This is a genomic window from Proteiniphilum saccharofermentans (assembly GCF_900095135.1).
Classification (GTDB): domain Bacteria; phylum Bacteroidota; class Bacteroidia; order Bacteroidales; family Dysgonomonadaceae; genus Proteiniphilum; species Proteiniphilum saccharofermentans.
This window is the reverse complement of sequence record NZ_LT605205.1, coordinates 3,707,116-3,727,497: the sequence shown is the minus strand read 5'-3', so window position 1 is coordinate 3,727,497 and position 20,382 is coordinate 3,707,116. Positions and strand designations below refer to the sequence as shown.

At 43.5% G+C, this 20,382-nt stretch carries 18 protein-coding genes; 8 read left to right on the top strand and 10 right to left on the bottom strand.

Annotated elements, in window-relative coordinates:
• Nucleotides 1-112: 112 nt before the first annotated feature.
• Complete coding sequence (locus PSM36_RS14555; protein ID WP_076931541.1) at nucleotides 113-1,279, top strand: ATP-binding protein; 1,167 nt, start codon at nucleotides 113-115, stop codon at nucleotides 1,277-1,279.
• A gap of 11 nt (nucleotides 1,280-1,290) precedes the next feature.
• On the opposite strand, the gene PSM36_RS17255 is transcribed toward PSM36_RS14555, so the two are convergent.
• From PSM36_RS17255 to PSM36_RS14540, 3 genes are all read right to left on the bottom strand, one after another.
• A complete protein-coding gene (locus PSM36_RS17255; protein WP_232001466.1) occupies nucleotides 1,291-1,920 on the bottom strand; it encodes a DUF4143 domain-containing protein in 630 nt (209 codons plus the stop codon).
• Nucleotides 1,877-2,191 carry an AAA family ATPase gene (locus PSM36_RS17765; RefSeq protein WP_076931539.1) on the bottom strand — a complete coding sequence of 105 codons (315 nt, stop codon included), beginning with the start codon at nucleotides 2,189-2,191 and terminating at the stop codon, nucleotides 1,877-1,879. Before PSM36_RS17765 ends, PSM36_RS17255 begins: the two co-directional genes overlap by 44 nt.
• Before the next feature lie 105 nt (nucleotides 2,192-2,296).
• Nucleotides 2,297-3,400, bottom strand: a complete 1,104-nt coding sequence (locus PSM36_RS14540; protein ID WP_071136433.1) for an ISAs1 family transposase — start codon at nucleotides 3,398-3,400, stop codon at nucleotides 2,297-2,299.
• A 251-nt stretch (nucleotides 3,401-3,651) separates the two neighbouring features.
• Here PSM36_RS14540 and PSM36_RS17425 point away from each other — a divergent pair, with 251 nt between their 5' ends.
• Both PSM36_RS17425 and PSM36_RS14535 read left to right on the top strand, forming a co-directional pair.
• Nucleotides 3,652-3,807: a hypothetical protein gene (locus tag PSM36_RS17425; protein WP_154671039.1), complete on the top strand. Its 156-nt coding sequence runs from the start codon at nucleotides 3,652-3,654 to the stop codon at nucleotides 3,805-3,807.
• Between the two features lie 47 nt (nucleotides 3,808-3,854).
• Complete coding sequence (locus PSM36_RS14535) at nucleotides 3,855-4,250, top strand: DUF5053 domain-containing protein (RefSeq protein ID WP_076931538.1); 396 nt, start codon at nucleotides 3,855-3,857, stop codon at nucleotides 4,248-4,250.
• Between the two features lie 92 nt (nucleotides 4,251-4,342).
• On the opposite strand, the gene PSM36_RS14530 is transcribed toward PSM36_RS14535, so the two are convergent.
• The 5 genes from PSM36_RS14530 to PSM36_RS14510 all read right to left on the bottom strand — a co-directional run bounded on the left by PSM36_RS14530 (nucleotide 4,343) and on the right by PSM36_RS14510 (nucleotide 8,842).
• Nucleotides 4,343-5,506: an ATP-binding protein gene (locus PSM36_RS14530; RefSeq protein WP_076931537.1), complete on the bottom strand. Its 1,164-nt coding sequence runs from the start codon at nucleotides 5,504-5,506 to the stop codon at nucleotides 4,343-4,345.
• A 224-nt stretch (nucleotides 5,507-5,730) separates the two neighbouring features.
• A complete protein-coding gene (locus tag PSM36_RS17910; RefSeq protein WP_394333058.1) occupies nucleotides 5,731-5,925 on the bottom strand; it encodes a DUF4143 domain-containing protein in 195 nt (64 codons plus the stop codon).
• Between the two features lie 144 nt (nucleotides 5,926-6,069).
• Nucleotides 6,070-7,281, bottom strand: coding sequence for an MFS transporter (locus PSM36_RS14520; protein WP_076931535.1), 1,212 nt, complete (start codon nucleotides 7,279-7,281; stop codon nucleotides 6,070-6,072).
• 224 nt (nucleotides 7,282-7,505) lie between these two features.
• Nucleotides 7,506-8,555, bottom strand: a complete 1,050-nt coding sequence (locus PSM36_RS14515) for an integrase core domain-containing protein (RefSeq protein WP_076928998.1) — start codon at nucleotides 8,553-8,555, stop codon at nucleotides 7,506-7,508.
• A gap of 5 nt (nucleotides 8,556-8,560) precedes the next feature.
• Nucleotides 8,561-8,842 (bottom strand): hypothetical protein, encoded by a 282-nt coding sequence (locus tag PSM36_RS14510; protein ID WP_076929390.1) that lies wholly within the window; start codon nucleotides 8,840-8,842, stop codon nucleotides 8,561-8,563.
• Nucleotides 8,843-8,972: 130 nt separating this feature from the next.
• Between PSM36_RS14510 and PSM36_RS14505 the strand changes: the two genes are divergently transcribed.
• From PSM36_RS14505 to PSM36_RS14490, 4 genes are all read left to right on the top strand, one after another.
• A complete protein-coding gene (locus tag PSM36_RS14505; RefSeq protein WP_154671038.1) occupies nucleotides 8,973-10,646 on the top strand; it encodes a GumC domain-containing protein in 1,674 nt (557 codons plus the stop codon).
• A 214-nt stretch (nucleotides 10,647-10,860) separates the two neighbouring features.
• A complete protein-coding gene (locus PSM36_RS14500; RefSeq protein ID WP_076931533.1) occupies nucleotides 10,861-11,337 on the top strand; it encodes a helix-turn-helix domain-containing protein in 477 nt (158 codons plus the stop codon).
• 301 nt (nucleotides 11,338-11,638) lie between these two features.
• The gene (locus PSM36_RS14495; protein WP_076931532.1) at nucleotides 11,639-12,049 is read left to right on the top strand and encodes a hypothetical protein; all 411 of its coding nucleotides are present in this window, start codon (nucleotides 11,639-11,641) and stop codon (nucleotides 12,047-12,049) included.
• Nucleotides 12,039-12,512 (top strand): helix-turn-helix domain-containing protein, encoded by a 474-nt coding sequence (locus PSM36_RS14490; protein WP_076931531.1) that lies wholly within the window; start codon nucleotides 12,039-12,041, stop codon nucleotides 12,510-12,512. Before PSM36_RS14495 ends, PSM36_RS14490 begins: the two co-directional genes overlap by 11 nt.
• A 126-nt stretch (nucleotides 12,513-12,638) precedes the next feature.
• On the opposite strand, the gene glgP is transcribed toward PSM36_RS14490, so the two are convergent.
• Together glgP and PSM36_RS14480 are read right to left on the bottom strand one after the other, a co-directional pair.
• The gene (gene glgP / locus PSM36_RS14485) at nucleotides 12,639-15,203 is read right to left on the bottom strand and encodes an alpha-glucan family phosphorylase (protein WP_076931530.1); all 2,565 of its coding nucleotides are present in this window, start codon (nucleotides 15,201-15,203) and stop codon (nucleotides 12,639-12,641) included.
• Nucleotides 15,204-15,272: 69 nt separating this feature from the next.
• Entirely contained in the window at nucleotides 15,273-16,958 is a 1,686-nt protein-coding gene (locus PSM36_RS14480) for a glycogen/starch synthase (protein WP_076931529.1), read from the bottom strand.
• A 74-nt stretch (nucleotides 16,959-17,032) separates the two neighbouring features.
• On the opposite strand from PSM36_RS14480, the gene mfd reads away from it, so the two are divergent.
• Nucleotides 17,033-20,380 (top strand): transcription-repair coupling factor, encoded by a 3,348-nt coding sequence (gene mfd, locus PSM36_RS14475; protein WP_076931528.1) that lies wholly within the window; start codon nucleotides 17,033-17,035, stop codon nucleotides 20,378-20,380.
• The last annotated feature ends 2 nt before the right edge of the window (nucleotides 20,381-20,382 follow it).

The window sequence follows — 20,382 nt, the reverse complement described above, 5'->3', positions numbered from 1 at the left end:
AAGTAAACTTAAACAGGGTATAGTACAATCCTGATGCGAATTATTTTCTATCTTCAGTAATTATATGTAATTTTGAAGTTATACTTCGAAATTACATAAATTGATTTAAGAGATGAGTAAATTGTTTATTGAAAGAAAAATTACCGCTGTTTTGCATGAAGTTTACCACTATTTTTCGGTAATAACATTAATCGGCCCGCGCCAGTCAGGGAAAACCACTTTGTTGAAAAAAGTTTTTGCCAACCTGCCATACTATTCATTGGAGAATCTTGATGTCAGACAATTTGCCATAAATGACCCTATGGGTTTTCTTACCCAGCATCCCGAAGGAATGATTTTGGACGAAGTGCAGAATGCTCCCGTCCTGATGTCTTTTATACAAGGTATGGTCGATAAAGATCCTGAAAAACGATTTATTCTTTCGGGTAGTTCTCAATTTTCCATCCTTGAGAAAATAACTCAATCGTTAGCGGGGCGTACCGCTGTACTGGAACTACTCCCGCTTTCATTTGCCGAAGTGAAAAATGAAGCGCAAAACAAAACAGTAGACAGATTGATACTGGATGGTTTTTATCCGGTTATATATGCAGGAAAGAACATACCTTCCCTATTTTATCCATCGTATGTAAAAACTTATTTAGAACGGGATGTGCGGGATTTGTTACAAATAAAAGATATGATGCAATTTCAAACTTTTTTAAGGCTTTGTGCCGGACGTATCGGCTGTTTGTTTAACGCCTCGGAACTTTCAAACGAAGTCGGGGTCTCGGCTAATACTATCAAATCATGGCTGTCCGTTTTGCAGGCATCTTATGTAATTCTCTTATTGCCTCCTTTCTTTGAAAATATACGTAAACGGCTAACCAAGACCCCGAAGCTCTATTTTTGTGATACGGGACTTGCTTGCTATCTGTTGGGAATTGAAACAGAACAACAATTGGAAAGAGATAGAATGCGGGGTCATTTATTTGAGAACCTTATTATCAACGAAGCACTTAAAACCCGATATAATCGGGGAAAAGAAAGTAATTTATTCTTTTATAGGGACAGTAACGGCAATGAAGTGGATTTGCTTTTGAAACAAGGAAAAGACTATAAAGCTATTGAAATAAAATCTTCTCAAACGTATCATCCCGATTTCGAGAAAGGGATTCGTGCTATTACCTCTTCCCTTGGGGATAGGATAATTGACAAAACTATTATTTATACCGGGGAGTTTGAGAATAATTCTTCAGAAGTAAAGCTGCTGAATTACAGGGTGATGGGGTTGGTTCTGTAAGGGGCTAAGTCTTACATCTCACGTCCTAACAGCATGGGTAATGCTCCTGCATAATAAAAAGGGATATTGAGCAATTTGAACGATTTCCCTTTTGGAGTGCGTACCGTGTCCACAGAATACTTTTCACTCCATATACGAACGGCTGTATTCCCTGCTGACAAATCCATAAAAGATTGTATGGAGCGTAAATGGGCATTAGTCCCCGATTTTACCTCTATGGGAATAATATGGGTGCCCTGTTGCCAAATGAAATCGACTTCGGCATTGGATCCCTTTTTGTTGCGTATCCAGAAGTTGAGATGCTCAATATGTGCATTGTTTAATAGTACGCGCAATTCTTGTGCTACAATCTGTTCGGCAATAGTCCCTTTCCAAGAGTCAAGAATATCTGCCTTTCCCAGTAATTCGACTTGAAGATTAGCCGCAAAATTAACAAGCCCGGTATCTACCCAACACAATTTTGGCGCTCGGCGAAAAGACACTTCAATAGGAACCTGCACGCTGGTAGCGGGATATACCAATTCCAACAGAAAAGCCCTCTCCATTATTGTAAATGCCTCCCTGACATCCTTGGAAAGATAACCGGAGCCCCCAAAATTAACGCAATAGCGCCACCGCTTTCGGTTCGGTTTGTATTTCATCGATAAACAGCAGGATCCTGCCTTTTTCTATAGATATATTTTGACGAAAACTAACAACCTGCATTATTTCCGAAACCGTATCTGATTCGGTAAACAATCGCGCATCTCCCGGCCTTTCAAGGTTTAGATGGATGTAATTGTCGAACTCCCGGCTAAACTCTTCTACGACGGTTGTTTTCCCTACTTGCCTGGCTCCACGTAGGATAAGCGGCTTGCGGTGCGGATTCGACGCCCATTCTTTCAATCTTTGATATATATTTCTGTAAAACATATTGATGGTGCTGATTTACAGTGCTGAGATAATATATTTATTTAAAAGCATAGGCATTTTTCTGAGAAAACATACTAAAAGCATAGGCACCCAGGGTCAACGCATTTAAATTTTCAACAACTGTAGCAAAAAGTTGTCATCCCACCCGGCCTTGAGACGTTTTGAAACCAAAGAACCCTTCGATGTGTCTTGTTTTAGAAGGTTGAGTGCTATTTTTCTGATGAAGGAAAAGTTTTGGGCGGAGTTCTTCGCCCTTTTCCTTTGCCGGTCTTCGTCAAAAACCATGTCCAATGTCCAGTGGAGTTTGTTTTCAATGCCCCAGTGCTGACGTATAAAAGTGTTGAAGTTTGCTGCTTGGTCAATGACACTGCTAATGTAGAAACGGGTTTCGGTCTCCTGTTTTTTACCCGTGTCCCTGTGGGCAGTAATCCTGACAATCGTCTTGAGTCCTTTCCAGTGTTCCCTGTTGTCGATGAAACCCAGGTTCGAGATAATTTCACAGGTACGTGTTTCAATCCGTCCGTGCCCTTTTTCCGTCACCTGATCGACCGAGTCCGGATTATGCCGGTTGAAACTGTCCTCCACCTGGGACAAAAGCTCTTTCTGGTTACCCTTGACCGAAAGGATATAATCCGCTTTATTTTCTATGATTTTTTCAGCAATCTTCGTTTGGGTACCAATGGCATCTATGGTAATAATGCTTCCTTCTATGTCAAGCAGGTCCAGCAATAACGGGATGGCCGTGATCTCATTGCTTTTCTCATCCACCTTGAGTTGGCCCAGGACCAATTGGTTTTCTGATGCCCAGGCGCTGACCATGTAGATGGGGTTCTTTTCATGAAAGCTGTCTTTGGACCCTTTTATACACTTGCCGTCCAAGCTGATAACCTCTTTTGTGATATGCTCATCCTTTAAAGAATCAACCCATTTGATGAAAGCTTCTTCAAAAAGACGTGGACGTAAACTGGAAAACACCCTGTTAATCGTATCGTGTGAGGGGATACCGTTGGGCAGTTTGAGGAACGTTTTCAGGAATGAAAGTTTTGTCTTGCCGAAAAGTTCAATTGAATCCCACGATTCCGCCCCACAAATAACGGCGAGTATCGACAGGATTATGATGTCGGATAGCAGGTGTTTCTTGTTCCTGTTGATTCGGTGGTCGGGAATGCACTCAAAATACCGGTGCAAAGAAGTGGCTGGACTTGTCATGTCTTTTTTGAGGCAAAGATACGCATTTACATTGCCTCAAAACAACACAAGTTATTAACAACCAGACGGATAAATTGTTGATAACACTGTCTTTTCTGATTTTTTTATGCGTTGACCCTGATAGGCACCTATGCGGGAGAATATGACAAAAACATAGGCAATCCTTCTCCTTTGAAGTCAACTAATTGCGCAATAAACAAAAGTTTATTATTTTTGTTTTATTATAGAAGAGAGAATAACAAAGAAGCACCATGAAACAGTACGTGTCAAAAGAACGGAGGAAACTGGAAAAGGAGCTCCTGTTCTATCTTCGTAAATACCGGTTCTTTCAATCCCGGTTTACACATAAAAATGATCTGGGTTGGATTATATCGCAAATCGTAGAGGAGTTGAAAAGTGATGTTTAACAGAAGGTCTTACCTGATAAGGAGTAAGACACAAAAACGAAAAAAGTATGACAACAGGCGAAAAATTTGAAGAGCTGAAAAAGAAAGACATAGCTGCCAAGTCAGACCGGGAACGGATAACTATTGATAAAGAATTAGAACAGCTTGCAAATAACGATCCGGAAGGTTTTGAAGCTGCTTTTATAGCAAGTGCAAAGCAAACGCTTGAAGACGCTAAACGTTTGAGAATAAAAGAGCAAATGAGGGAGATTACACAATTCGTATCCATGTCGTATATTGCCAAGAATTATTTTAACAAAACAAAAAGTTGGCTTAGCCAACGCATAAATGGTAATGATGTGAATGGTAGGCCAGCTCGATTTACTCCCGAAGAAATAGATACGCTCAACAAAGCATTTTCTGATCTATCACAGAAATTAGGGGCATTCCGTGTTTCTTTGTAAACAACCCCGCATTCGCTACCCGGATGTGGAACCCATTTAATCCCTGATCAGCGGTCAGGGTAAAGGAAAAAGGAAGGTGGTTCCTTATTGTATTACCTTGGCCATAATGAAGTCGAAATGCGTGATAATTCATGAAAAGGAATTATGCTGATACCGTCGCTTCGCTTTTGGTGCATGTCTCCGCCATAGACTATATATCCTCCTTTTTTGCGGGTCATACGCTCCCAAAAGTGCAGGCCTTTAAAAAAGTCACTGGTAACAGTTTGCCCCGATTTAATTTCTATGGGAATGGGTGTCATTCCGTCAATTATCAAATCAATTTCATTCCCCGTATTATCCCGCCAAAAAAAGAGATTATTCCCTTTCCCTGAATTATATCGTCTCTTCAGAAATTCCACCACAATCAGATTTTCAAACAAGTTTCCCCGGAACGGGTGATAACGTAACTGCTCCGCCGTTTCCACTCCCATCAGGGAAAGGGCCAACCCTGTATCGTAAAAGTATAGTTTGGGCATCTTTACAATCCGTTTATTATAATTTTGATGGAAAGGCTGTAAACGAAACAAAATAAAACTTGCCTCCAGCACACTAAGCCAAGAGGAAATTGTCTTGTTGTCGACCCCCACCTCCACCGATAGGCTGCTCATGTTCAATAGTTGGCCGACTCTCCCCGCGCAAAGACGAAGAAAACGTTCAAATGCATTCAAATCGACAATGTTCTTTAGCAGGCGTACATCCCGTTCGATATAAGTCCTGATGTAGTTGGCATAATATCGGGCGCAATCTGTCGATTCTTTATATAGAGCAGGATAACCACCTCTAAACATCAGTTCATCTGCGGACAAATGGCTGTTCGGGATCTCTTCAATAGAAAGAGGCAACAGGAAAAGATAAGCCACACGTCCGGCAAGGCTTTGCGAAATATTCTCCTGAAGCAGGAAATTATTGGATCCCGTAAGAATAAATAATCCGGTTTGACCGGCTTCATCCAACAACTGTTGTAAATAGGAAAAAATCTCAGGAGTTCGTTGCACTTCATCCAATATGGCTCCTTCGGGATAACCGGAAAGGAACCCGCGCGGATCTTCAAGGGCAAATCTGCGGATATCAGGATTTTCCAGGCTCACATAGGGTTTGTCCTTAAATACATGTCGAACAAGGGTGGTTTTCCCTGATTGGCGAGGCCCTACCACAGCGACTGCTTTATATTGTGAGGCTAATAGAGTTAATTCTTTTGATGCTATTCTTTCTATCATGCTGCAAATTTACAATTTTGGAATTCAATTCCAAAATTGTAAGGAATATTTCAGGGGTTAAAACATAATAACGTCAACCTGCCATACGTCTCTGTTGTGAATTTTGTTCCACTAAGATCGAATGACCCGATCCCCTAAGATGATATGGCATCATCCCTTCGTATCGAACGAAGCTATTTCCAGAATTGAATTACACGATATGATAACGAAAGTCCACATGTATGTTATTGAGACGACAAGGACCCCGTTGATCGCTTAGCCGGCGCATCATGCATCCCAATGCCCTGTTTTACTTCAAAAGCAGCCCAAGCATCACCACTTTGCTGGACTATCGCGTCTATTTCTAACCCCGCAGAGTCTCTGTGATGATATACTTCGGCGTCATTGGCCCTTGCATACACTTTTAAGTCGTGATACACAGGCGATTCAAACAGGAATCCGCAATATTTAAGGTCTTTCAATAGTATTCATTTTTAGCATTAAGATTGTATGGAACCTCCGGTAGTCCGGGGTAAACTTATTGATTATAATCTTCTTGGGTATAATGATACCCATGCTCGTTTTTATCCCTGCCGGTCGAGCCGCATGGCGGGAGGAGTGAGGAAAGCGGCGACCCCTATAACAATGATTATGGCGCCGGACAGGATAAAAGATGTGGTGAGGCCTAACCCGTCGGCAAGGAAGCCGATCCCTATCAACCCCAACATTGCCGGTATAAGGCTGATAGTAAAAAACATGGAGAAAACCCTGCCAAGGGCTGTCGGATCTATTTTGGTCTGTACCAAACCTGTGAAGGCCGAGTTGTAAACGGCGCCCGAAACACCTCCGACAGCAGTCAGTACGGCAAACCATACAAAACCGTCGGGAGATAGGATTCCGGACAAGAAAAAGGTGAGCCCGCACAAAAGGTACATCCAGTTGACCAAAGCTACGCGATTGACCTTATAGACCTTTGCTCCCATGATCGCGCCTCCCGCCAGTGCGCCCACACTCCATATCGCTTCTATGATCCCGGCCTGGAACTCTGTCCCTTTGAAATATTCCAGCGTCATCAGGGGAAACAGTACGCTAATAGGAACCAGAAAGAATACTACCAATATGGAATATAGAAAAACAAGGCTTAAGCCCCGGTTCCTGAGTATGATCATGGCTCCCTCTTTCATCTCCTTGAGAATGTCCCTTTCTACACCTTCTTCCTTTTCCGGATTGGGTATATGTACGAAAAAAAGTGATGTGACCGCCAGCAGCGCTCCGATTACGTCAAACAGAAGCACATATTCTATATCCCATATCGTTATCAGCATAGCCCCAAGAGCAGGCCCGGCAATCTGGCTGACCGAGGCGATAATCTGGTTCACTCCCGCAATGCGGGTTAGCTGGTCTGTCGGAGCAAGTAATGGAACTGAAGCCTGCATGGCCGGCATATGGAATGCCGAACCTATCGAGCGCAATCCCAATAAACCGAATATGTGCCATACCTGTGCTATATCGTGCCAAAAAAGAATTGCCAGTATCAAGGTGCACAACGCGATAAAGGAGTCGGCAAACATCATGATCCGTTTACGATCCCAACGGTCTATCAATGCTCCGGTAAAAGGGCCAATCAACGTTTGAGGTAATATGCCGGCAATAGCTGCCCATGCCAGCATTTCGGCTGAACCTGTTTCAAGGCTGAGCCATATAATGATGGCGAAATTAACAAGGCTGCTGGTCAAGATGGAGAAGAATTGTCCACCCCAGATTATTGCAAAGGTTCTCTTCCAATTATTATTCATCCTGTTTAATGCTAAAAGACCGTTGATATAATAAACGGTAGTGCTATAACGGCACAAAAGTAATAACAGTTTACTGATTGACAGAATTTAGGATAATAATATCGGTTAATGGGCGTACTCAAAATTGTAAAATTCTGTATTAGCCCGTAATAACCGAGCACATTAATTGTATTTAATCTTTTTTATTACTTTTGTATCGGACAAGCTGATCCGATGGTGATATATTATACCGAAGGATTTATAGAAGGGGTGTTACTGTAAGTAATTGCCCCTTTTACCATTGCCTGAAGAGCTATTTCATTTCTTCGTGGCATTGAGCCACTTGAAATGAGGACAAGCTGAACCTCAGGATCCTTATTGCCCGATGGTATGTCATCATTTTCTTTTCGCTGGTTTTCAGCGTACTTTTCCCTGTATTCTACAGGTGAACAGTATTCCAGTCTATGAAGTATCCAATCCGTGTTGTAATCATTAATAAATTGATTAATACTGTTATAAGCTTCCTCAAAAGAAGAAAATGTTTCTGTTTGCAACACCTGTTCTTCCAGGGTGCGGTGAAACCGCTCTATTATCCCGTTGCATTGCGGTGACCGTACAAACGCTTTGGACATCTCCAATCCCAGGAATTTCATTTCATTCATAAAATCAGCAGAGTCATACTGCGAGCCATGGTCGCTTCTTAATTGCAACTTCATTCCTTTACACACATCCTTACCTACCGAACCGAAAGTCTTCCGTACAGCGGCCCTAACAGGCTCCATGGCGGCAAAACGGTTGCCTTTCCTTGCAATATGCCATGAGATAATCTCATCGTTAAAGTGATCGATCACACCAAAGAACCAATGCCAACCTGACCCATCAATCCAGAACTTCTTCCCATCAGTGGCCCACATGACATTGGGTGCATCCGTGATTATAGTACCATCATGTTCGCGCTTATTCGTCTCCCCGGGCCTTCTGTAGGGGCTCAGCAGGTTGTTTTCCCGCATGATGCGGTTCACACGTGCCTTGCCGGCTACCAGAGCGTTTATCTTCCTTTTACCCATGCGGTTTTTCACTTTCAGATAACCTTCAGCGTTGAATGTACTCTTCTTAATTTCTTCCTTAATCTCCTGTAAAACCTCTTCATCGCTATGCTTGGGTTTTCTGCCCCGTTTCCCTGTTTTGGGAGTAGGGTTTTCATACCAGGTGCTGCTGCTGTAGCCGACTACCTTGAATATCAAACGCTTCGGATATGGTTTCCCGGTTAATGGATAATGTTCCTCTATCAGCATGGAGATTATTTCCTTTTTAGTTTTGCTGCCAATTCGTTCTTTTTTTTTGTGAGTTCGAGCTCCATCTGCAGTTGCCCGATCTTACGCTCGGCAGCACCCAGCCTCGAATCGTCGGGTTTACGCTTGAACCCGTCGGTACCACTCTCGATAAATTGATCCCGCCAAAGGTTGATATCAGCCAGAGTAACTCCGTATTCACGGCTAAGCAGCTCCGGATCCTCTCCACGCAACAAGGATAAAACTATTTCAGCCTTGATTTTCGATGTAAAATTCTTCCTCTTTTCCATAGCAGTTGTAAAAATAACTTTTATTTTTTACTGCTCGGTTTTTTTGAGGGCTAATATAAAATTGTAAAATTCGGACATCGCAGAAAAAAAATACTATATTTGTACTCTTTTTCATTTGAGATTATAACAAATGCGGCGCTTATTCTTTTTTTTACTGTCACTGGTTTGTCTTGTTATATATAATTCATGTAACGACAAGGCTGATGAGCATGTATATCAACGCTTATCGCAATGGGATAGTATGATCGACGCTATGCCGCAACTTGTGTCGGATAGCCTTCAGCAGTTGGATCCTGACGATCTGGATCGTCCCAACAGGGAGTATTATGGCCTGTTAAAGGTGATCTCTGATGATAAAACCTATGTCAATTTTACCAGTGATTCCCTGATCAATTCTGTCACAGACTATTATCGTATTTATGATCCTAAAAATAGTAACTATATCCGTGCCCTGGCTTATCAGGGTATTGTCCGTACCCGATTGGGAGTGAGGGATAGTACCGTGTATGAGCCTCTTAGGGAGGCAGGCAGGCTCTTCTCCTTAATGCCTACTCCTAATCCCTCATTGGGTTATCTTATAAACTATTTTCTTGGAGATATTCACTATAATAATCGAAGTTATACATCAACAGATGAATATTTCCGCCAGGCACTCAACTATGCCCGGTTAGAGGGGGATTCCATCCACCTGTTCGATACCTACCTGGCGCTCTACTGGAACAAAATGGTACAGGAGAAACTGGATGAGGGTAAACTATATCTGGATACTCTCTCCACTTTTTACAACCGGTTACCCGGAAAAGATTACTTTATCATCAATGCACAATCTGTCTATTTTGATGTGATAAACGAACCGGAGAAAGCACTGGAGAGAGAGAAGAAATTACTCCAAATTACATACAATCAAAAAGAAAATATCGAATTATCAAGGTTATATTATATTATTTCAGATCGATATGTAGGACTTGAACAGTTGGATAGTGCCATGTTGTATGCCCAGATGGCGATTGAATTTATAGATGATACGACATACAGGCAGAACTACCTTTATTATCAAAATGTGGCCAATATTGCCGAAAAACAGGGTAATTATGCATTGTCTAACGAATACTTGAGAAAAGCTTTCGATTTACATAATCAATCGATTAGTGACCGTTTAGATACCCGTATAGTGGAACTGGAAAAAAAGTACGATCTGACTGAAGCAGAAAATGAGGTCCTTAAGGCTCGCCAACAGAACCTGCTTATAGTTATCGGAGCACTGACCCTGCTGATTGTGCTTGTGTTTATCCTGATGTACGCATGGAAAGTAAGAAGAACTACTAAATTGAAGCTGATGCAGGCTGAATATAAGATGGAGCAGCAGGAATTACAGGCTAGAATTTTGAGAGAAGAGGCAAGCAAGCGCAAATGGTTGCTGCAACTCTATAGCCATATATCGGGTAGGCTTGCCTTCCTACAAGGGGAATTTGAGACACTTACCCAGCGATATATCTCTTCAAATCCGAAAGTATACCAGGAGATGGAGAAGATATTGAAAAATACCGACACTGATTTGCGCGATATCACTAAAACCATTGCCACTGACGACGAGACTTTTTATGCCTATACCCGTTTGAGAGATGAAGAGGGTGTATTTAATGCCACTGAAAAGATGCTGCTCATGTTATTGGCTTGTAACGCAGATAACCGGCAATTGGCCACTTTTATGAATACCAGCCTGAAAAGTATCCGGGCAAGAAAATCACAACTTAAAAGAAAAATGCAGGAAAAAAACATGGATATGTCTCTTTTTCATGAATAAAAAGGGGTAGGCTACCGTTAAATTTTATTTTTGTAATTATTTGATATTTAGTATTGTGTATGTTATACATCCGTTAAAAAACAGAGAAGGTGTTGTTTTCTCTGTCATTCCTCTGTTACTTTGTGTCAGTAATTCATAATTGATTGTAAGCAAAAATCATCGTTTGAGTTACATTTGATTTAGCAGTTATAGTAACATTTTAATAAAGGATCATATGGATACTACTACTACAATAAACAAAGAAGACGTCCGCAAATATTTGCTGACCGATGTGGCATCATGTACATTTACTTTTTCAGACGGTTTGAAGAGCCGGGTAAATCCATCGCCCGAGAGTGAAATTGTGCTGGTGAAGTTTATTCCGCGTGCATCAAGGTCAAAACGGTTTGAGGATAGCGTATTGAGTAACTATTCGAACGCCAGGAATATGAATGAACTTGCAAAATTGTGTAAATATGATTGTTTAAGGACATTTACGCGCCATTTCAAGAAATGTTTCGGACAGACACCCTATCAATGGATGCTCGACCGGAAAATGGAGGAGATACAATCCCTGGTACTCAATTCAGATATCAGTATTACCGAGATATCCAGGATGTATGACTTTAAAAGCGTATCGCATTTAGTGAATGCATATAGTAAGAGATTTGGTATTTCACCGCATAGAAGCAGATTATCGAATGCTATCTGACTCTACCCTTTGATAATAAGATAGACACAATCTTCGAATCGGTTTCGATTACTATTTCTTTGTGTGTCGGTGAAATTGAAAAAGCGCCACTCGTGAGAGGGCGCTTTTTTTATAAATAAAAGACATTTGCCCCCGTTAAACTAGTCCTATCTAATATTCTGATAAATAGCATTATACTTATTTTTTTACCGTTAAAAAAACGAGGGGGTATTGTTTTTGCTGTCATTACTCCGTTACTTTGTGTCTATAATTCATAATTAACTTCAAAAAAATCATTATTAATTTATAAAAAAGATTGGATATGAAAAAGACAATGTGGGTATTTCTTTTAATGACAGTGTGTAGTGTAATTTCATTTTCGCTTTCAGCACAAAGTCAAACAGCTGATAAGATCGAATTGAGCAGACTGGGAGGTACTACCCGTTTAGCTTCCGCAGATAACAATTCTTATGGTAAGCTATCGACAAGCCCGGTAGTGGAAGCTGTCAACGCCCAGGATGTGATCTCTATATCAGTACAGAACTACCGTGGTGGAGCATGGGTTGAAATTATTGGCCCGAGGGAAGCAAGACAGAGTTATATTGAAGTGTATGACATGGGTTTTGGAGTTGTGAATCTCTCCAATCTTCGCGCAGGACAATATACTATACGTATCACACTCGGTTCGGAAGTATATACAGGAACGTTTAGAAAAGGAGCTTATGGACGTTAACACAATAAACAAAGAAGACGTCCGCAAATATTTGCTGACCGATGTGGCATCATGTACATTTACTTTCTCCGATGGATTGAAGAGCCGGGTAAATCCATCGCCCGAGAGTGAGATTGTGCTGGTGAAGTTTATTCCGCGTGCATCAAAATCAAAACGGTTTGAGGATAGTGTGCTGAATAACTACTCGAAGGCCAGGAACATGAATCAACTTGCCAAGCTGTGTAAATATGATTGCATAAGGACTTTTGCACGCCATTTCAAGAAATGTTTCGGACAGACACCCTATCAATGGATGCTCGATCGGAAAATGGAGGAGATACAATCCCTGGTACTCAATTCAGATATCAGTATTACCGAGATATCCAGGATGTATGACTTCAGAAGCGTGTCGCATTTAGTGAATGCATATAGTAAGAGATTTGGTATTTCACCGTATAGAAGCCGGTTCTCGAATGCTATCTGACTTTATCCTTTAATAGTACAGGCACAATCTTCGAATAGGTTTTGATTACTATTTCTTTGTGTGTCGGTGAAATCAAAAAAGCGCCACTCGTGAGAGGGCGCTTTTTCTTTTTGTGATACGGGTTGGTTATATCCAACGCATATATGCGAAATCCATTCTGTGGGGTAAATCGGCATTCTTGGGATATACCCGCAAGCCATACTGGTGCGTACCCGGATCGTTCAACGCTTTGCGTGCTTCGAAATAAAGCAGTGATCCTTCGGTCTTGACAAGATCGAGCTCATATGACTGTACAAACTGAGGTTCATTATTCATCGTATCGTGGTCTACCACTACACATTCAACACCCAGATCGCATTTCATATCTTTTCTGTCGATTACAACCTGTCCGTAGACTTCGTTGTGCCCATTGTTGAAATTGGCCTTCTGATTGGGATTGAATTCTAATTTGACTACCTCAAGGTGATCCCACTTCGATACTGTATCTATTTTCCATTTCACGATCTCTTTGGCTTTCGCGTAGCCGTTCTCCTGAAGCAGGTGCGAACGTTTAGCCAATTTGTTGTAGAAACGGTCGAAATAATCATCCATCATGCGTTTGGTAGTGAAGTGGGGCGCTATTTCTGCCATCGACTTCTTGATGTATTGTATCCACTCGTGCGAGTAGCCATTGCTGTTATGCGCATAATAGAGCGGAACGATTTCGTTTTCAAGTAGAGAGTAGATGGTAGAGGCATCCAGTTCATCCTGGTAATGTTGGTTGTCGTAAGTCCTTTCGTCGGTCAACGCCCAGCCGGCACCCTCTTTGTAACCTTCATACCACCATCCGTCGAGTACCGACAGGTTCAACACACCGTTCATTTCCGCTTTCTCGCCGGATGTTCCGGATGCTTCCTGTGCACGGGTAGGGGTATTCAGCCAGATATCCACACCGGAGACAAGACGTTTGGCCAAACGCATATCATAATTCTCAAGGAAGATGATCTTACCCAGGAACTCGGGACGACGTGATATCTCCACGATCTGTTTGATTAACCCTTGCCCGCCTCCATCGGCCGGATGCGCTTTACCGGCAAAAATGAACTGTACCGGGTATTTGGGGTTATTTACGATTTTCGACAAGCGGTCAAGATCGGTAAACAATAGATGTGCCCGCTTATAAGTGGCAAAACGTCTGGAGAACCCGATCAATAGTGCATTGGGATTGACCTCTTCCAGCATATTCATAATCCTTGAAGGAGCAGCCTGGTTTTTGAGCCATCCCTCTTTGAACTCTACCTGGATATAATCAACCAGTTTCTTTTTTAGATGCATGCGGAGCTTCCACAGTTCGTCGTCGCTCACATTATAAATATTTTTCCAGATGTCGGTATTTGACTGGTCTTTGTAAAACGATTCGCCGAAATACTTTTCGTAAAGCGCTTTTACCGAGGAAGTGGCCCAACTGGGCAGATGGACGCCGTTGGTCACATAACCTACATGCAATTCCTCAGGGAAATAACCTTTCCATACCGGCTGGAACATCTTTTGTGAAACGCTTCCATGGAGTTTGCTTACTCCGTTGGCTTCTTGTGCGGTATTCAATGCAAATACGCTCATGGAGAATTTTTCATGTGATCCGGGATTGTCGCGTCCCATATCCATGAATTGCCGCCAGGGGATACCGATGCTTTGAATCATTGGCGACATATACTTGGAAATCAGCGGCTCGTCGAAATAGTCGTGCCCTGCCGGTACCGGCGTATGTACTGTGTAGAGTGAAGATGCACGTACCACCTCCAGTGCTTCCTGGAAGGAAAGGCCTTCTTCAATCACATAATCATGCAGACGCTGGATGTTGATGAAAGCTGCATGGCCTTCGTTCATGTGGTATACATCCTTACGGATCCCCAATTTCTTTAATAACAATATACCGCCGACACCGAGTAAGAACTCCTGTTTCATACGGTTCTCCCAGTCGCCTCCATATAACTGATGGGTGATAGGCCGGTCGTACTCACTGTTATATTCCAAATCGGTATCCATCAGGTAGAGATTGATGCGTCCTACCGCCACCTTCCATACATGTGAATAAATAGGGCGGTCATGGAAGGGTACTTCGAGGATCATGGGTGATCCATCTTCATTCATCACCTGGGTGATGGGGAGATTTCCGAAGTTTTGGGCTTCGTAATTGGCAATCTGCTGACCGTCTATAGAGAGGGTTTGCGTAAAATATCCGTAGCGATAGAGAAATCCTACCGCAGTCATATTTACATTACTGTCGCTCGCCTCCTTTAGATAATCACCGGCCAGGATACCCAAACCGCCGGAATAGATTTTCAATACATGTGACAGGCCATATTCCATGCTGAAGTAGGCCACGCTTGGTCGCTCATTGTCATGAGGGACACTCATATAATTTTTGAATGACCTATAGGCACGTTGAATACGTCCTAAAAGTTCATTGTTGTTCAATGCTTTTTCAGTGGCTTCAGAACGCAGATTCTGTAATAATACCACCGGATTTTTTCCGCTCTTTTCCCACTCCTGCGGGTCTAATATCTCAAATATGGCTTTCGCCTCTTCATTCCATACCCACCACAAATTATGGGCGATCTCTTCCAGAGGACGCAATTGCTCAGGCAATTCTGCATGTACGTGGATATCTTTCCAAACCGGTGTGTTTGAATGACTTGATTGGATAATCATTGCTGTTATTTTTATTTTACTTTATTATTTTGACTAATAGATAGACAATTAGTGGCAAGTATAACACTTTTATTCTGTTTTAAGTTTATAAGGATACGATAATCTGACAAATGAGTTATGCAATGCTTTGCTATAAGCTTCCTTATAATAACGAATGAAGTGTCCCCAGTCTGCCATATCAGCCAGTGCAGCCGCACTTTGCTTTAATATTTTCACCTGCTCGTTGCTCTTTAGTGACAACTCGTGTACAAGTGCGGCAATCTCCTCTGCCACCTCCGTATAATTCCCATCATTGCGGTAAATTACTTCAATACCATCATTTATTCCCTCTTTCCTGTCACCCTCTTTTTTAGCCCAGACACCGAATCCTGCCAAGGTTGTGGTGATGGTAGGGACAGAAAAGGCGACACTTTCATGCGGTGTGTAACCCCATGGCTCGTAATAGGATGGAAAGACGGTCATATCGAGCCCGATCAACAGGTCGTAATAGGGAAGATTGAAAATCCCGTCATCACCATTCAGATAAGAAGGCACGAAGATGATCTTTACTCTCTCCCTCTCGTCATTACAGAATCCCAAACGCCTGATCTGGTTCATTACCATGTCGTGCTGTGGTTCTACCAGCTCATGGGTGATAAAGGGGCAATTTCCGGTTGATAACGGTTCCCCGGAGGAGAGGCGTTCCTGAAGATTTTTACGCGGCCCTTTTACCCATCCGGGTACCATGATAAAGGCAATAACATCCTTTGTCAGTTCCGGCATTTTCCGGAGCAGGTTCATTGCATCGATAAACACATCGATACCTTTGTTTTTGTATTCATACCTGCCACTGGTGGCAATCAGCAATGCGTCAGGATGGATGGTATGCCCCACCATCTTTTCGGCGACATTGAGCAGCACCTTTCGTGCTTTCTTCCTTGCCCGGCTGTGATTAACCCCCTTGGGTATAAAATCTTTTTCAAATCCGTTGGGTGTGACTATGTCGGGTAACCGTTGCAACAGTTGTGCGCATTCCGCAGCGGTAATATCACTCACTGTAGTGAAACAATCGACATTATGTGCCGCCTTTTTCTCAATAGAATGCTTGGCAGCCATATTCAACTGGCGTGCCATCTGGTCCCCGTTGTATCTTTCAAGATGATCGTACAGTGGGAGGTTGTTGCCGGCAATGGAGCGACCGATGGAGGTAGCATGGGTGGTGAAGAGGGTGGCAATCTTGGGAACATGTTTCTTGATATAAAGGGCTGCCGCGCCTGTCATCCACTCATTGAAATGGGCGATCACATTCTCCGCCTCAAGGTGATGAAAGCGGTAAAAACTTTCAATAACCACTCCTGTAGCATAGGCAAACATGGTCGCTTCGTGATAGTCGCCATAAGCTGCTATCGAGTCAACGCCGTAATCCATCCACATTTCCGCGTAGATGTCATTCTGCTTTTCGAAGAATGCATCGAACTTTATTAAAAAAACAATAGGTTCTCCGGGTATCTTCCACCGCCCAATACGGATAGGTAGATGTTGGTTGCGTGATGCGTAATCGCACCATGACCCAAAGAGCTTCTTATCTTCCTTGAACCAGGGGCTTTCCTGTTCTCCCCACACATCGGGTCCAATGAAAAATACGCGGTCTTTATAAGTTTTCTGTAGAATATTGGCCCGTGTGGATAGGACGGTATAAATTCCGCCCACTTTGTTACACACTTCCCAACTGGCCTCGAAGAGGTAGTCAGGTGTGTGCCTGGCATCTATCTCCATTATATGATTGTTTTCTTGTCTCCGGGGGGCAAAGATAATAAAAAAAATGGCTTATCTTTGTAACTTTCTTCTGAATGGTTGAAACAATTGACATTGGCCAATTACAACAGGTGATTGGAAAGCATCCCAACCTGGCGGCTGCAGGCTCACTGCTGAAAGAGATCCAAGTCTTATCAGTGACGGGTTTGCACGGCTCTTCCCGTGCTTTATTTGCAGGGGAATTATTCCACAAACAACCACAGACTTACCTTTATATTTTAAATGACGCGGAGACCGCAGGCTATTTCTATCATGACCTGACCCAAATGATGGGTTCGGTTGATGTGCTCTTTTTCCCTTCGGCCTACAAGCGGGCAGCTAAGTACGGGCAGATAGACCGTGCTAACGAGGTACTTCGTGCAGGTGTTTTAAGCCGCCTGCAGGATGGTTCCGGCCCATTGATCATTGTCAGTTATCCTGACGCATTGGCAGAGAAAACCGTTTCCCGTAAACAACTGGTGGAAAATACGCTGAAAGTGTCGATAGGAGACCGGGTCGACAGTGCTTTCGTGAGTGAAGTGCTGGATAGCCAGGGTTTCCTGATCACCGATTACGTGTATGAGCCGGGACAGTATGCCGTGCGGGGTAGTATCCTCGATGTCTTCTCTTTTTCAAGTGAATACCCTTATCGTATCGATTTCTTCGGGGATGAGGTGGAGACCATTCGTAACTTCGATGTTGAAACACAGCTTTCGAAAGAGAAATTCAATGAGATTCGTATTGTTCCTGAATTCGGGCGTGCTGATTCTAAAGGGGCGTCGCTGTTTAGCCTTCTTCCCGCCGGGTCGGTGATCGGCACGGAAGATATGCGCTGGATTGCAAGCCGGGTAGAATCGATCAACGAAGATAAACTGCACATAGATCCCAAGGATGAGGAATTTGTGAAAGCAGAACTGCTCTTGAAAAAGGATTTTCTGGAGAGTATCCGCCCGTTCCGGCAGATACGTTTCGATACCAAGATGTTAGATACCCCCGATGCCGGTATCGAATTCAATACATCAATGCAGCCTCCCTATCACAAGAATTTCGATTTGCTGGGCGAATCGTTGCACCGTTTTATGGATGAGGGATATACAATTTATATTTTGAGCGACAGTGAGAAGCAACAGAAGAGGCTTTTCCATATTTTCGAGGATCGTAATGATCCCATCCCTTTTATACCGGTCAACAAAACGTTGCATGAAGGATTTTCTGATGATACATTAAAAATATGTTGCTTTACCGATCATCAGATTTTCGACCGCTTTCATAAATATAACCTCAAGTCCGACAAGGCTCGTTCAGGCAAGATCGCCCTGACTCTTAAGGAGATCAACCAACTTCAACAGGGTGATTACGTGGTGCATATGGACCATGGTATCGGCCGGTTTTCCGGGCTGGTACGCCTTCGCATCGGCGACAAGGTACAAGAGGTTATCAAACTTCTCTATAAGAATAATGACGCGGTATTCGTTTCCATTCATTCCCTGCATAAGATATCGAAGTACAAAGGTAAGGAGGGAGAGGAGCCGCAACTGAATAAACTGGGCTCCGGAGCATGGGAGCGGGTGAAAGAGAGGACTAAAAAGAAGATCAAAGATATTGCCCGCGACCTGATCAAACTGTATGCCCAACGTCAACAGGAGAAGGGGTTTGCTTTTTCGAAAGATACTTACCTGCAGACAGAGTTGGAAGCATCGTTTATGTATGAAGATACGCCCGACCAGGTAAAAGCAACCCGCGACGTGAAAGCCGATATGCAGAGCGGGCGACCTATGGACAGGCTGGTCTGTGGAGATGTAGGTTTCGGTAAGACCGAAATAGCTATCCGTGCTGCCTTTAAAGCGGCAACCGACGGGAAACAGACGGCTGTGTTGGTGCCAACCACGGTGTTGGCAACCCAGCATTACCATACTTTCAGCGAACGGCTAGCCGATTTCCCGGTGAAGGTGGATTACCTGAGCCGCGCCCGTTCGGCGAAAGAGCAAAAAGAAATCCTCCTCCGGTTAAAGGAGGGAAAGATCGATATCCTTATCGGTACGCACCGCTTGGTAGGAAAAGATGTGGAATTTAAAGACCTGGGGTTGCTGATCATCGACGAGGAACAGAAATTCGGAGTATCCGTCAAAGAAAAGCTCAAGCAATTGAAGGTGAATGTAGATACGCTCACCATGACGGCTACGCCCATCCCCCGTACGCTGCAATTCTCACTGATGGGATCACGCGACCTCTCTACCATCGGAACACCCCCTCCTAACCGTTACCCCATACAGACGGAGGTACATACGTTCGATATGGAACTTGTCCGTGATGCTGTCAATTTTGAGTTGAACCGGAATGGACAGCTGTTTATCGTGAATAACCGCATCAAAAATATTTATGAACTGGAGGCCCTGATCAAAAGGGAGATGCCGGGCGTCCGTGTAGCAGTGGGCCATGGACAGATGGATCCGAAGAAACTGGAAAGTGTTATTGCCGATTTCATCAACCATGAACAGGATGTGCTGATCGCTACCACTATCATAGAATCGGGTATCGATATGCCCAACGTGAATACAATTATAGTGATGGATGCCCAAAATTTTGGACTGAGTGACCTGCACCAGTTGCGTGGCAGGGTGGGACGAAGTAACCGTAAGGCATTCTGTTATCTGCTGGCGCCGCCGTTTTATATGTTAAGCAGTGATTCGCGGAGACGTTTGCAGGCAATTGAAAATTTTGCGGAATTGGGCAGTGGTCTCCATATCGCCATGCAGGATTTGGATATCCGTGGTGCCGGGAACCTTTTGGGAGCCGAGCAGAGCGGATTTATTGCCGACCTGGGATATGAAACATACCAGAAAATACTGGCAGAAGCTGTACAAGAATTGCGAAAAGACGAATTTGCAGAACTGTACGATACACAGCATGAGAGGGCAGAGGCGTATGATTTCGTGGATGACGTGTTGGTGGAGAGCGATCTGGAGTTGATGTTCCCGGTGGACTATATTCCGAACGATGCGGAACGTGTGGGCATCTATCGTGAAATGGATAATATCGAGTCCGAAACGGAGATCATGGACTTTATGAAACGACTCGAAGACCGCTTCGGAAGAATTCCGGCACAGGGCAGGGAGCTTATACGTATTGTCCGGCTTCGCCGTATTGCCAAGTCATTGGGTATAGAGAAGGTGGTGCTGAAAAACGGACAGATGACCCTCTTCCTGATCTCTAATCCCGAATCGCCCTATTACAGTTCGCCGGTATTCGACCAGTTGTTGGATTTCGTACAGAAACACCCACGCCGTTGCCGTTTACAGGAAAAAGGCAATAAGCGGTCGGTGGCGATCAGCCATGTTGAAACGGTGGAGACATCTGTCGCTTTGTTGGAAGGGATCGGAAAAGAAGAAACGATGCCGGTTTAGAT